Genomic DNA, 14,135 nt, shown 5'->3' on the forward strand with positions numbered 1-14,135 from the left:
TCAGGCTTCGGGGATCGTGAAGGCGAAGGCCTCGCGGGTGATGGCCTCGACCGGAGGGCCACCGCGAACCCCGGTGTCGAGAGCGTCGATCGCGGCGAGTTCCTCGGTGCTGAGTTCGAAGTCAAACACGTCGAAGTTCTCTGCGATGCGGTGGGTTTTGGTCGATTTGGGGATCGCCGACCGGCCCTGCTGGACGTGCCAGCGCACCATGACCTGGGCGGGGGTCTTGCCGTGCGTCTTGGCGATCGCCTGGATCGTCGGGTCATCCAGGGTGCTCTTGGCATCGGGCATGTACGTTGTGATCCCGCCGATCGGCGACCACGCCTGGGTGAGGATGCCGTGCGAGGCGTGCAGCGCCTGCATGTCCTTCTGCTGGAAGTAGGGGTGCAGTTCGATCTGGTTGACGGCCGGCACAACCGTCGTCGCTGCGAGCAGCTGTTCGAGGTGCTCGGGCATGAAGTTGCTGACACCGATCGCGCGAACCTTGCCATCGGCAAGCAGCTTCTCCAGCGCCCGGTAAGCATCGAGTGTGAGGTCGAATTCGGACGGCAGCGGCTGGTGCAGGATGAGCAGGTCGATGTAGTCGACGCCGAGCTTCGCGGCGCTCTTCTCGAAGGCGTGCAGCGTCGCGTCGTACCCGTAGTCGCTGATCCAGATCTTCGTCTCGATGAAGACCTCCTCGCGGGGGACGCCGGAGTTACGGATCCCGTCGCCGACCTGTGTTTCGTTGCCGTACGCCGCGGCGGTGTCAATAAGGCGGTAGCCGGCCCGCAGTGCGTCCTCGACAGCCGAGACGGTCTCCTCGGGCGGGGTCTGGAAGACGCCGAGCCCGATAGCGGGAAGTTCCACGCCGTTGTTCAAAGTAATCATGTTCTTGGTCATGCCTTCAACGGTAGGCAGGAAACCGGCCCGGGTGAGAGCCACTGGTGTTATCCCCCAGCAGCGCTCATCGGCAGCCGCGGGAGCGCACACCGGCCCGCGACGGCTTCGCGGGCTTGGGGGATAACGCCAGGGACTCCCACTCCCGCCGCGGACCCGCCTAGCCTTGAGGTATGGATACCCGCAATGACGTGCAGCAGTTCCTCACCGCACTGCGCGCACGCATCACCCCTGAGATGGCGGGCCTGACCGTCTTCGGCGGGGAACGCCGGGTCCCCGGCCTCCGCCGCGAGGAAGTCGCCCAACTCGCCGGGGTAAGCACCGCCTACTACACGAGAATGGAACGCGGGGACCTCAGCGGCGTATCCGAAAGCGTGCTGTTCGCTCTCGTCCGGGCCCTCCAGCTGAATGAGGCCGAAACCGCTCACCTGTTCGATCTGACCCGTGCGGCGACCGGGCCGCGTCGGGCACCCCGGACCAAACCCCAACCGCGGGTGTCGCCCCGGGTCACGCAGCTGATCGACATGATGAGCGATGTTCCCGCGATCGCGATGACCCGGCTCGGGGACCCGGTCGCGTCCAACCCCTTGGGCCGGGCACTGTTCCCAGACCTCTTCCCGGCGGGAAAACCCGCGCTCAACAGCGCCCGCTACATGTTCCTGGATGAACGCTCCCGGGCGTTCTACCCGGACTGGGAGAGCACCGCATTGGAGGCCGTGTCGGGGATGCGGCTATTCGCCGGCCAGGATCCCAGCGACAAAGCCCTGATCCACTCCACCGGAACCAAGCACATCCACCACCCCGTCGTCGGTGACATGACCCTCGGCTTCGAAACGCTCGACATAACATCGACTCCGGGCCTGGTCCTCATGACGTACCTCGCCGAGCCTGCCACCCCGTCCGCGGACGCCATGAACCTGCTGCGTAGTTGGGCCGCTCAACCCCTCGACTCCACCAGCGACGCGACAGCGTCAAGCTAACGGTGCGCGTGCATTCGCTTCAGTGAGCGCGCCTCTAACCCCCACCCATGAGACCAGTGGGTCTGGGTCGACACAGTAATGGCCGTTCCCAAGCCCGGGAACGGCCATTAGTGACAGCGCGTCTTTAGGTCAACAAGGGGATCAGCCGTCGAAGCCGTCGTCCCCGGCCGGCTGGGTGCCGTGGCCGTGCTGGTCCGAGGTCACCGGATGCTGGTCCTCCAGCGGGGATTCGGGTGCCAGCAGGGCGCGGAGGTCGTCCTCGGCCGCGATCGTGGTGACAAAGAACAGCTCGTCGCCGCCGTCGATCACGTCGTCGCGGCTCGGTGTGATGGGCGCCTGGTCCCGCAGGATCGCGACGAGGGTGGCGTCCTCGGGCCACTGGACATCGCCCACGGTCAGCCCGATCACGTGCGAATCGTGCGGGACCGTGAACTCCACCAGCGAGGACACCCCGGTCTGCAGCGTCAGCAGCCGGACCAGGTCACCGATCTCCACCGCCTCCTCCACCAGGGCGGTCATCAGCTGCGGGGTGTTGACCGCGACGTCGACCCCCCAGGAGTCGTCGAACATCCAGTCGTTCTTGGGGTTGTTGACCCGGCCGACGGTACGCCCGACGCCGAACTCCGTCTTGGCCAGCAGCGAGACCACCAGGTTGACCTTGTCGTCACCGGTGGCGGAGACCACGACGTCGGCGTCCTCGAGTTTGGCGTCCTGCAGCGTGCTCAGCTCGCAGGCATCACCGACCAGCCAGTGGGCGCCGCGCAGCCCGCTCCGGCCGATGACCTCCGGCTTCTCGTCGATCAGCAGGATTTCGTGCTTGTGGGCCAGCAACTCGCGGGCGATCGAGGACCCGACGCTTCCGGCACCGACGATGACGACTTTCACTTAGGACTCCTTGGCGGGGGATTTGGCGAGAATGTGGCCGATCTCGGAGCTCCGCTCCACGTTCAGCATGGCGTGGACAGTATCGCCGTCCTGATAGGACGTGGCGGCAGCGGGCAGCATGCCCTCGCCGAACCGGGTCAGATACGCGATCCGGATGCCGGCCGCCTTCTCGATCGACGAGATCGGGTGCCCGATCCAGTCGGGGTTGAGGTCAACCTCCGCGAGTACCAGCCGGCCCGAGGGTTCCCGGAAGTCACCGGCAATGTGCTGTTCGGGCAGGATGCGGCGGAGCACCTGGTCGGCGCTCCAGCGGACTGCGGCGACGGTGGGAATGCCGAGGCGCTGGTAGATTTCGGCGCGGCCCGGGTCATAGATCCTGGCCACCACATGCGGAACGTGGAAGGTCTCCCGCGCCACCCGGGTGGCGAGGATGTTGGAGTTGTCGCCGCTGGAAACGGCCGCGAAGGCATAGGCTTCCTCGACGCCGGCGCGCTTCATCGTCTCGCGGTCAAACCCGACCCCCGTGACCTTCCGTCCGGAAAATCCTGTGCGGAGCCGCCGGAAGGCACGGTCATCCTGGTCGATGATGGCCACCGAATGCCCGGCGTCCTCGAGCGTGTGCGCCAGGGTTGCCCCGACACGGCCACAACCCATGATCACGAAGTGCGCCACATGGGCCTCCTCTTGGTTCTGCGTCTGATACTGCGTAAAACTCTACCGGCCACGCGGTCCCGGAAGGCCACGGCCACGGGGCGCCGGCCGGCGCCCCTGTGTACGCCGGCTTCACCGTCATGACATCGCGTCCGAATCAGACTAGCTTTGTGTGGTGCTGACAATTTTCAATGCCGTGAAGCGGGTGCTGGTAGGCAAGCCCTTCCGGAACGACCGTCTGGCCCACACACTCTTGCCGAAGCGGATCGCGCTGCCCATTTTCGCCTCGGACGCGCTGTCCTCCGTGGCGTATGCGCCCGACGAAATCCTCCTGACCCTGGCCCTGGCCGGGGTGAGTGCGGTGGCCATCTCGCCCCTGGTGGGCCTCGCCGTCATGGTGGTGCTCCTGACCGTCGTGGCCTCCTACCGCCAAAACGTCCACGCCTACCCCTCCGGCGGCGGCGACTACGAGATCGCCAACGTCAACCTGGGTAAGTTTGCCGGCCTCACCGTGGCCTCGGCGCTGCTGGTTGACTATGTGCTGACCGTGGCCGTGTCCATGTCCTCGGCCGCGACGTACCTGACAACCGCCGTGCCCTCGCTGCACGGACAGCAGGCGGCGATTGCCACGATCGGGGTCATCATTCTGGCCCTCGTGAACCTGCGCGGCATCAAGGAGGCCGGCAGCGTCTTCGCCGTCCCGACCTACATCTTCATGGCCTCCATCCTGGGCATGACCGCCGTCGGGATCTTCCAGGCCGCCACCGGCCAGCTGGGGCAGGCACCCTCGGCGGCGTTCGAAATTGTGCCGGAGCCGGGCTTCGACGAGGGACTTGTCGGCCTGGCCGGCGCGTTCCTGCTGCTGCGTGCCTTCTCCTCGGGCGCGGCTGCCCTGACCGGCGTCGAGGCCATCAGCAACGGTGTGCCCAACTTCCAGAAGCCCAAGAGCAAGAATGCGGCCACCACCCTGCTGCTGCTCGGCGTGATTGCCTCCGCCATGCTCGCGGGCATCATCTACCTGGCCAACGCCACCCAGGTCCACATCGTCCTGGACCCGGCGACCGAATTCCTCCTGGACGGCAAACCGTTGGAGGAGGGCTACATCCAGAATCCGGCCATCAGCCAGATCGCACAGACCGTCTTCGGCGAGGGCTCCATCCCGTTCTACATCGTGGTGGCCGCCACCGGCGTCATCCTCGTGTTCGCCTCCAACACGGCGTTCAACGGCTTCCCGGTACTCGGATCGATCCTGGCGCAGGACGGCTACCTGCCGCGCCAGCTGCGCACCCGTGGCGACCGGCTGGCCTTCAGCAACGGTGTCCTGGCCCTCGCGGCCGGCGCCATCGTGCTGATCCTCGCCTTCAACGCCGACGTCACAAAGCTCATCCAGCTCTACATCGTGGGCGTCTTCATCTCCTTCACCATGAGCCAGCTGGGCATGATCCGGCACTGGGGCAGGGAACTGAAACTGTCCAAGGACCCCGCCGTGCGGTTGCGCATCATCAAGTCCCGGACCATCAACACGGTGGGCTTTTGCATGACCGCACTGGTGCTGATCATCGTCCTCATCACCAAGTTCTCCCAGGGCGCCTGGATCGCGCTGCTGGCCATGTTCGTGCTGTTCCTGATCATGTGGAGCATCCGGGCACACTATGACAACGTGGCCAAGGAACTCGCCGTGGACGAGGACTCCTCGCCGCGTGCCCTGCCCACCCGTGTACACGCCGTGCTGCTCGTCTCGCACGTGCGCAAACCGGTCCTGCGCGCCCTCGCCTACGCCCGGGCCTCACGCCCGTCGCGGCTGGACGCCATCACGGTGGACATCAGTGCAGAGGAGACCGAGGCGACTGTTGCGGACTGGGAGAAGCTCGAAATCCCGGTGCCGCTGACCGTCCTGGCCAGCCCGTTCCGTGAAACGGTGACCCCGATCATGGAGTACATCAAGAGCATGCGCCGGGATTCGCCCCGCGACCTGATCGTGGTGTACATCCCGGAGTATGTCGTGGGCAAATGGTGGGAGCAGCTGGTCCACAACCAGACCGCGCTGCGCATCAAGACCCGGCTGCACTTCGAGCCCGGCGTCATGGTGGCCAGTGTGCCGTGGCAGCTGAAATCATCCGAAGAAGCCAAGAACCTGCAGGATATCCAATGACCCCCGACACCCGGACGCACACCCACACCGATCTCGTCGTCGACGTCGGACCCGTCGCGCACGGCGGGCACTGCGTGGCCCGGCACGAGGGACGCGTCATCTTCGTCCGGCACGGGATTCCCGGCGAAAAAGTCCGCGTCCGGCTCACCGACGACGGCCCGGCCGCGAAATTCTGGCGCGCCGATGTGGTGGAGGTCCTGGAGCCCTCACCGGACCGCGTGCCGCACTTCTGGGACCTCGCCGATTCCGCGCGCTCCTGGTCGCACCGGCACCCGCCCGTCGGCGGCGCCGAACTCGGCCATATATCCCTGGCCCGCCAGCGCAGCCTCAAGGCCGACGTCCTGGCCGAACAGCTCAAGCGGCTTGCCGGCGTCGAATTTGCGCCCGCAGGGCAGATCACAGTCGAGGCCGTCGGCACGGCCGCGGGCGCTGGCAGTGCAGGGGAGTCGGCCGCGTCCGGCCTGGGATGGCGCACGCGGGCCGGCTTCGCCGTGACGCCCGCCGGCAAGCTCGGCATGCACGCCCACCGCTCCGATGCCATCCTGCCCGTGCGGGACATGCCGCTGGCCGTGGACGGAATCAACGCGCTCCGGCTCTGGGACATCGACCTGCAGGGCATCGACCGGGTCGAGGTTGCCGCCCCGGCGAACGGCTCCCGGCCGCTGGTGCTGCTGGTGCCCGCCCCGGGAACCCGGTCCAAGCGGCTCAGCGGCATCCTGGCGCAGCTGCCCGACGACGTCTCGGTGGCCAGCCTTGACCCGGCCACCGGCGAGGTGCTGCAGCTGCGCGGCCGCACCTACGTCCAGGAGTCGGCCGCGGGCCATGACTACCGGGTCACCGGCGACGGTTTCTGGCAAATCCACCGGGATGCCCCGGAGACACTCGTCGGCGCCGTCACCGGCTTCCTGCACGACGGCGGCTACCTCGCGCCGGGCTCGGTGGTGGCGGACCTGTACGCCGGGGCCGGGCTGTTCACGGCACCGCTGGCCGATGCCGTGGGGGTGACGGGATCCGTGCTCTCGGTCGAGGGAGCGCCCGGAACCAGCCGGGATGCACGCAAGAACCTGCACGACGCCGCCCAGGTGGAGATTGTCCAGGGCCGCGTGGAGCGGGTGCTGCGGCAAAAACCCCGCAACTTCGACGCCCTGATCCTGGACCCGCCGCGTGCGGGTGCCGGCAAGGCGGTAGTCAAGCAGCTGATCGACGCCGGCCCCCGGGCCGTCGCCTACGTCTCCTGCGATCCGGCGTCGTTCGCCCGCGACCTGGGCTACTTCCGGCAGGGCGGCTGGGGCATGGCCGGGCTGCGGGCCTTCGACCTGTACCCGCACACCCACCACATGGAGACTGTGGCGTTACTGACTCCCCAACCGTGATGCCACTAGGATGGGCGTAGTAGTCCGTCGTCGCGCTCCACCAGTGGTTAATTGACCACTGGCGTTAATTAACCACTGGCGTTAAGTTAACGGCCGTTCCCTGTGTTTCTTACCTGCATTGCGTACCTTGATGTACTGATGCCTGTATTAGTTAGGCCGACCTAACTAGCAAGGGTCCAGCGGCGCGACAAAGATGAAACTGTTGCGAGAGGAGTCCTGCGATGAGCATTGTGGACAGCTTCGGTTCAAAAGGCAAACTTAATGTAGCCGGATCCGAATATGAAATTTTCCGGTTGAACTCCGTCGAAGGTGCAGAAAACCTTCCGTTCAGCCTCAAGGTATTGCTTGAAAACCTGTTGAGGACCGAGGACGGTGCCAACATCACGGCCGACCACGTCCGTGCGCTTGCAGGCTGGGATCCCAGCGCCGAGCCCGACACTGAGATCCAGTTCACGCCGGCGCGCGTGATCATGCAGGACTTCACCGGCGTGCCGTGCGTCGTTGACCTCGCCACCATGCGTGAGGCCGTCAAGGAGCTCGGCGGAGACCCCAAGCGGGTCAACCCGCTGGCGCCGGCCGAAATGGTCATTGACCACTCGGTCCAGATTGACGCTTTCGGTAACTCCGGCGCACTGGAGCGCAACATGGAGATCGAATACCAGCGCAACGGTGAGCGTTACCAGTTCCTGCGCTGGGGCCAGACTGCATTTGACGACTTCAAGGTCGTCCCGCCGGGCACCGGCATTGTGCACCAGGTCAACATCGAGTATCTGGCCCGCACTGTCATGACCCGTGAAGTCGACGGCGTTGTGCGCGCTTACCCGGACACCTGCGTCGGCACCGACTCGCACACCACCATGGTCAACGGCCTGGGCGTGCTGGGCTGGGGCGTCGGCGGCATCGAGGCCGAGGCTGCCATGCTCGGCCAGCCCGTGTCCATGCTCATCCCGCGCGTCGTGGGCTTCAAGCTCACCGGCTCCATCCCGGCCGGCGCCACCGCCACCGACGTCGTCCTGACCATCACCGAGCAGCTGCGGCAGCACGGTGTGGTCGGCAAGTTCGTCGAGTTCTACGGTGAAGGCGTCGCGGCTGTGCCGCTGGCCAACCGTGCAACGATCGGCAACATGAGCCCGGAGTTCGGCTCCACCGCTGCGATGTTCCCGATCGACGACGTCACCCTCGACTACCTGCGCCTCACCGGCCGGTCCGACGAGAACGTCGCCCTCGTGGAGTCGTACGCGAAGGAACAGGGCCTCTGGCACGACCCCTCCCGCGAGATCAAGTTCTCCGAGTACCTCGAGCTGGACCTGTCCACGGTTGTTCCGTCGATCTCCGGCCCGAAGCGCCCGCAGGACCGCATCATCCTCACCGAGTCCAAGGCCCAGTTCCGCGAGGACCTGCGCAACTACGTGAAGGAAGACCTGGCCGACGGAAGCCTGGACGAAGCGATCGACGAAAGCTTCCCGGCTTCGGACTCGCCCTCGTTCACCGCCTCGTCGTCGCACCTGAGCGACGTGGCCCCGCACGCGCACGGCCCGAAGTCCAACGGCCGCCCCTCCAACAAGGTCAGCGTCAAGACCGCGGACGGACGCGAGTTCGAACTCGACCACGGAGCGGTGTCGATCGCCTCGATCACCTCCTGCACCAACACGTCCAACCCGTCCGTGATGCTGGCCGCCGCACTGCTGGCCCGCAACGCCGTCGACAAGGGCCTGACGTCCAAGCCGTGGGTCAAGACCTCCGTGGCTCCCGGTTCCAAGGTGGTCACCGACTACTACAACAAGTCGGGCCTGACCCCGTACCTGGAGAAGCTCGGCTTCTACATCGTGGGCTACGGCTGCGCCACCTGCATCGGCAACTCCGGTCCGCTCGACGCCGAGATCTCCGAGGCCATCCAGGCCAACGACCTCTCCGTCACCGCGGTGCTCTCCGGCAACCGTAACTTCGAAGGCCGGATCAACCCGGACGTGAAGATGAACTACCTGGCCTCCCCGCCGCTGGTCATCGCCTACGCCCTGGCCGGTTCCATGGACTTCGACTTCGACAACGATGCCCTGGGCCAGGACGAGGCCGGCAACGACGTCTTCCTGAAGGACATCTGGCCGAACCCCGTCGAGGTCCAGGAAGTCATCGACTCCTCGATCGACAAGGAAATGTTCGCCCGCGGCTACGAAGGCGTCTTTGAGGGCGACGATCGCTGGAAGGCGCTCGACACCCCAGCCGGCGACACCTTCGCCTGGGACGAGAAGTCCACGTACGTCCGCAAGCCCCCGTACTTCGAGGGCATGAAGGCCCAGCCGGAGCCGGTCCAGGACATCACCGGTGCGCGCGTGCTGCTCAAGCTCGGCGACTCCGTCACCACGGACCACATCTCCCCGGCCGGTTCGTTCAAGTCGGACACCCCGGCCGGGCAGTACCTGCTGGCCAACGGTGTGGAGCGCAAGGACTTCAACTCCTACGGCTCACGCCGTGGCAACCACGAGGTCATGATCCGCGGCACGTTCGCGAACATCCGCATCAAGAACCAGCTCCTGGACGGCGTGGAGGGCGGCTTCACCCGCGACTTCAGCCAGGCTGACGGCCCGCAGGCCTACGTCTACGACGCCGCGCAGAACTACCAGGCCGCCGGCACCCCGCTGGTGGTCCTGGCAGGCAAGGAGTACGGCTCCGGTTCGTCCCGTGACTGGGCCGCCAAGGGCACAGCGCTGCTGGGCGTCAAGGCTGTCGTGGCCGAGAGCTACGAGCGCATCCACCGCTCCAACCTGATCGGCATGGGCGTCCTGCCGCTGCAGTACCCGGCCGGCCAGAACGCCGCCAGCCTGGGCCTGACCGGTACGGAAACCTACGCAGTTGAGGGCGTCACCGCCCTGAACGAAGGCACCACGCCGAAGGCCCTCAAGGTCACGGCCACCGCCGAAGACGGTTCCGTCACGTCCTTCGACGCCGTCCTGCGCATCGACACCCCGGGCGAGGCGGACTACTACCGCAACGGCGGGATCCTGCAGTACGTCCTGCGCCAGATCTCCGCGCACTAGCGGAGCTGCCGGGCAGGTTCCGGTAACGCATGCAACGGCCCCGGCCGGTCACTGACCGGCCGGGGCCGTTGCGTTCCCGGGGTAAAGGGGCGGGCGCTGGATCAGGGGCGGGCAGCGTGCCGGTGCAGGCCTCCGGCGCGGCGGTCCGCCCGGAGGCGTTAGAGTTAAAAGGCATGTCTACCACCCGAAGGAGGGGCCGTTGGGAATCTTGGACACCATCCGGAATCCGCAGGACCTGAGTAAGTTGTCCGGGGCGCAGCTGGATCAGCTGGCAGCTGAGGTCAGGGATTTCCTGATCGGCAACGTCTCCCGGACGGGAGGGCACCTGGGCCCGAACCTCGGCGTCGTCGAGCTCACCATCGCGGTGCACCGGATCTTCGATTCCCCCCGCGACAGCATTGTCTTTGACACAGGGCACCAGTCCTACGTGCACAAGCTCCTCACCGGACGGCAGGATTTCAGCACGCTTCGCCAGCAGGGCGGCATGTCCGGCTACCCGGACCGCGGCGAATCCGAACACGACATCGTCGAAAGCTCGCACGCGTCCTCCTCGCTGTCCTGGGCAGACGGGATCTCGCGCGCCCGCCAGCTGACCGGCGACGGCGACCGCTTCGTCGTCGCCGTGGTCGGCGACGGCGCCCTGACCGGCGGCATGGCCTGGGAGGCCATCAACAACATCGCGGCCGACAAGAAGCGCCGTGTCGTGATTGTGGTCAACGACAACGGCCGCTCCTACGCCCCGACGGTCGGCGGGTTCGCCGACTACCTCGCGTCCCTGCGCCCCACGATCGATTCCCTCCGGGCCGCCCCCTCCTATGAAGGCACGCTCGAGTGGTGGAAGCGCAAACTGCAGAACGGCGGCCCCGCGGGGCAGTTCACCTACAGGAGCCTGCACGCCATGAAGAAGGGCATCAAGGACTGGTGGGCCCCGCAGGGCATGTTCGAGGACCTCGGCATGAAGTACATCGGTCCCGTGGACGGCCACGACCTCCAGGCCATGGAAAACGCCCTGTCCACCGCCAAGAACTATGCCGGCCCCGTGATCGTGCACGCCATGACGGAAAAGGGCCACGGCTACGCCCCGGCACGTGCCCATGAGGCGGACCAGTTCCATGCCGTGGGGATCATCGATCCGGAGACCGGCGCACCCACCGAGGCCGGTGGCGCGAAGTCCTGGACCGCGGTGTTCGCCGACGAGATCGCCGACATCGCCGACGAGCGCCAGGATATCGTCGGGATTACCGGTGCCATGCTGATTCCGGTCGGGCTGCACAAGTTCGCTGCCCGGCACCCGGAGCGCGTGTTCGACGTCGGCATCGCCGAGCAGCACGCCCTCACCTCGGCTGCCGGCATGGCGTTCGGGGGACTGCACCCGGTGGTTGCGGTCTACGCGACGTTCCTGAACCGTGCCTTCGACCAGTTGCTGATGGATGTGGCCCTGCACAAAGCCGGCGTCACCATCGTGCTGGACCGGGCCGGCGTCACCGGACCCGACGGCGCAAGCCATCACGGCATGTGGGACATGGCCATGGTCCAGATCGTCCCCGGGCTGCACCTCGCGGCGCCGCGCGACGCCACCCGGCTGCGGGAGGAACTGCGCGAGGCTGTAGCCATTGAAGACGCCCCGAGCGTGCTCCGCTACTCCAAGGGCAACGTCGGCCCCGAAGTCGATGCGGTCGAACGCCTGGAAGGCGGCGTGGACGTGCTGGCCCGCCGGCCCGCGGGCTCGAACGAGAACGACGTCCTGATCGTCAGCGTGGGCGCCATGTCAGAACTCGCGCTGGACGTCTCCAGCCGGCTCGGTGCCCAGGGCATCAGCTCCACGGTGGTGGATCCCCGCTGGGTCCTCCCGGTCCGGCAGTCCATCATCGATCTCGCCGCGCGCCACCGCCTGGTCATTTGTATCGAGGACGGAGTGCGGGCCGGCGGCGTCGGGTCCCGGATCCGCCAGGAGATGCGTGCCGCGGGCGTGGACACCGCCCTCAACGAGGTCGGCCTGCCGGTCGAGTTCCTCGATCACGGCACGCGCAGCCAGGTGCTCGAACGCGTCGGCCTGACCGCCCAGCAGATCACGCACGACGTCGTCGCGCAGGTCCTGGGCACCAAGGTGCCGTTTGCGCGCCCCGTGCCCGGCCAGGAACACCCCAGCACCGGCAGCATCCCGCTGCTGTAGCCAGCACATCCGTTGAGCACTACCCGTGGGGCGCCACTGAATCCGGCGCCGGACGGCCCAGGAAGGAACTGGCATATGAGTGGAATTATCCGAGTTTACAAGCGTGACGAAGAGGGCACCCTGCACTTTAGGGAGGCCTGGTTTGATGAGGACTACAGCCAGTTCGTGATGAACCACGGCGTCGTCGGACACCAGAGCAAGACGGACGAGACCGACGTCGCGGACGCCGAGGCAGCGGAGCGCCTCATGGACGCCTTCGCGGTGCAGTGCGCCGAGGATGGCTATGCCGAAATTCCGGCGGAGGAGCAGTCCTGGGTAGTGGCCCAGTACGCGCTGAAGACCAAGGAGGGGACCAGCCGCGACCGGTACCTCGAGGAAAAAGCCAAAGACGCCCTGATCAGCCATCTGGCCTGGCGGGGCCTGGGGATCGTGGACCGCAGCGAATTTTCCGACGCCCGGCTCAACATCTTCTGCCTCACCCCGGACGTGAATAAGACGGTCAACGCCATCAAGGTCTGCATCCGCGGCGAAGACCTCGACTTCACCAAACTGAGCATTGGCGCCGCGCCGTTTGGCGAGGATACTTTCAAGCTCAAGCACTCGCCGAAGCCGGCAAACAGCTTCACGCTTTAAGCAGCACGGGCAAGGAGCCGGGCACGGCTCACACCAGTTTGGGGGCACGGACTGAAAGGCACCGCAATGACGCGCAAACCCTCGAAACCAGGCTGCACCCCGCTGCCCGCGGGACTCGCGGCGCCGGCGCGAAAGTCGCTCGCGCACGCGGGGGTCGAATCCCTCGAACATCTCGTGCAGCTTGGCCGGCGCCGGCTTGCCGGGATGCCGGGCGTCTGCCCCCGCACCCTCGCGCAGCTCCAGGACGCCATGGACGAGCACGGACTGAAGCTGCCGGCAGGGTAGCAGGGTCCCGCTCCGCCGCCCGCGGCGGTCTGGCCCGGACACCCGCCGGCGCAATATAGGCTAAAACCATGACTGAATACCGCCGCGTTGGAAATTCCGGACTGTCCGTCTCTGTCGTGGGACTTGGCTGCAACAACCTGGGCCGGTCCGGGACCGTGACTGAATCGCAGGAAGGCACCGACGCCGTCGTGCATGCGGCGCTCGACGCCGGGATCACCTTCTTTGACGTTGCGGACGCCTACGGCCGCGAGCCCGGCCTCAGCGAGTCAATGCTCGGCAAAGCCCTCGGTGCCCGGCGCGGCGACGCGGTCATCGGCACGAAGTTCGGCATGGACATGCGCGGCGCCAACGGCGAGGACTTCGGTGCGCGCGGATCCCGCCGCTACATCATCAAGGCGGCGGAGGCCTCGCTGCGCCGGCTCGGCACGGACTGGATCGACCTCTACCAGTTCCACACCCCGGACCCGCTCACGCCCATCGACGAGACCCTCTCGGCCCTCGACGACCTCGTCACCAGCGGCAAGGTCCGCTACATCGGCCACTCCAACCGGGCCGGCTGGCAGATCGCCGAGGCCGAGTACGTGGCGCGCGCCCGCGGAGGAGCCCGCTTCATCTCCAGCCAGAACCACTACAACCTGCTGGACCGGCGCGCCGAACTCGAGGTGACCCCGGCGGCCGAGGCCTACGGCCTGGGCGTCCTGCCGTACTTCCCGCTCGCCAACGGCCTGCTCACCGGCAAATACTCCGCCGGCCAGGCCCCCGAGGGAAGCCGGCTCAGCCACACCCGCACCAACCTGGTCCACGACGCCGACTGGGAACAGCTGGGTGCCTTCGGCAAGTTCGCCGCCGACCGCGGACTTAACGAAGTCCAGGTGGCGTTCTCCTGGCTCGCCGCCCAGCCGTCCGTCAGCAGCGTCATCGCCGGCGCCACCACGCCGGAGCAGGTGCGCCAGAATGCCGCGGCCGTGGCCTGGAAACCCAGCCATGCCGACCTAGCCGAGCTGGACGACCTCTTCCCGCGCACGCCCAAGGTGGCGCTGTTCTGAACGGTCCGGGCCTGAATGGTGCGGATCTGAACGGCGCCGGGGG

At 66.8% G+C, this 14,135-nt stretch carries 11 protein-coding genes; 8 read left to right on the forward strand and 3 right to left on the reverse strand.

The window, feature by feature from the left end:
• The gene (locus ABH915_RS09105) at positions 1-882 is read right to left on the reverse strand and encodes an aldo/keto reductase (protein ID WP_370120136.1); all 882 of its coding nucleotides are present in this window, start codon (positions 880-882) and stop codon (positions 1-3) included.
• A 170-nt stretch (positions 883-1,052) separates the two neighbouring features.
• Between ABH915_RS09105 and ABH915_RS09110 the strand changes: the two genes are divergently transcribed.
• Positions 1,053-1,859 (forward strand): helix-turn-helix transcriptional regulator, encoded by an 807-nt coding sequence (locus tag ABH915_RS09110; RefSeq protein ID WP_370120139.1) that lies wholly within the window; start codon positions 1,053-1,055, stop codon positions 1,857-1,859.
• A 141-nt stretch (positions 1,860-2,000) separates the two neighbouring features.
• Here the strand turns inward: ABH915_RS09110 and ABH915_RS09115 are convergent, their stop codons facing one another.
• Both ABH915_RS09115 and ABH915_RS09120 read right to left on the reverse strand, forming a co-directional pair.
• Positions 2,001-2,744, reverse strand: coding sequence for a TrkA family potassium uptake protein (locus tag ABH915_RS09115; RefSeq protein WP_018772421.1), 744 nt, complete (start codon positions 2,742-2,744; stop codon positions 2,001-2,003).
• Positions 2,745-3,416, reverse strand: coding sequence for a TrkA family potassium uptake protein (locus ABH915_RS09120; protein WP_018772422.1), 672 nt, complete (start codon positions 3,414-3,416; stop codon positions 2,745-2,747).
• A 154-nt stretch (positions 3,417-3,570) separates the two neighbouring features.
• On the opposite strand from ABH915_RS09120, the gene ABH915_RS09125 reads away from it, so the two are divergent.
• The 7 genes from ABH915_RS09125 (at position 3,571) to ABH915_RS09155 (ending at position 14,092) form a co-directional block, all read left to right on the forward strand.
• A complete protein-coding gene (locus tag ABH915_RS09125; RefSeq protein ID WP_370120143.1) occupies positions 3,571-5,547 on the forward strand; it encodes an APC family permease in 1,977 nt (658 codons plus the stop codon).
• Complete coding sequence (locus ABH915_RS09130; RefSeq protein ID WP_370120146.1) at positions 5,544-6,920, forward strand: class I SAM-dependent RNA methyltransferase; 1,377 nt, start codon at positions 5,544-5,546, stop codon at positions 6,918-6,920. Before ABH915_RS09125 ends, ABH915_RS09130 begins: the two co-directional genes overlap by 4 nt.
• A gap of 221 nt (positions 6,921-7,141) precedes the next feature.
• Positions 7,142-9,955, forward strand: a complete 2,814-nt coding sequence (locus tag ABH915_RS09135) for an aconitate hydratase (RefSeq protein WP_370120149.1) — start codon at positions 7,142-7,144, stop codon at positions 9,953-9,955.
• 199 nt (positions 9,956-10,154) lie between these two features.
• Positions 10,155-12,128 (forward strand): 1-deoxy-D-xylulose-5-phosphate synthase, encoded by a 1,974-nt coding sequence (gene dxs / locus ABH915_RS09140; RefSeq protein ID WP_370120151.1) that lies wholly within the window; start codon positions 10,155-10,157, stop codon positions 12,126-12,128.
• Between the two features lie 75 nt (positions 12,129-12,203).
• Positions 12,204-12,761, forward strand: a complete 558-nt coding sequence (locus ABH915_RS09145; RefSeq protein ID WP_018772427.1) for a hypothetical protein — start codon at positions 12,204-12,206, stop codon at positions 12,759-12,761.
• A 66-nt stretch (positions 12,762-12,827) separates the two neighbouring features.
• A complete protein-coding gene (locus tag ABH915_RS09150) occupies positions 12,828-13,046 on the forward strand; it encodes a hypothetical protein (RefSeq protein WP_370120154.1) in 219 nt (72 codons plus the stop codon).
• A 68-nt stretch (positions 13,047-13,114) separates the two neighbouring features.
• Positions 13,115-14,092: an aldo/keto reductase gene (locus ABH915_RS09155; RefSeq protein ID WP_370120157.1), complete on the forward strand. Its 978-nt coding sequence runs from the start codon at positions 13,115-13,117 to the stop codon at positions 14,090-14,092.
• The last annotated feature ends 43 nt before the right edge of the window (positions 14,093-14,135 follow it).

The sequence above is a fragment of the Arthrobacter sp. MW3 TE3886 genome (assembly GCF_041262145.1).
GTDB lineage: Bacteria > Actinomycetota > Actinomycetes > Actinomycetales > Micrococcaceae > Arthrobacter.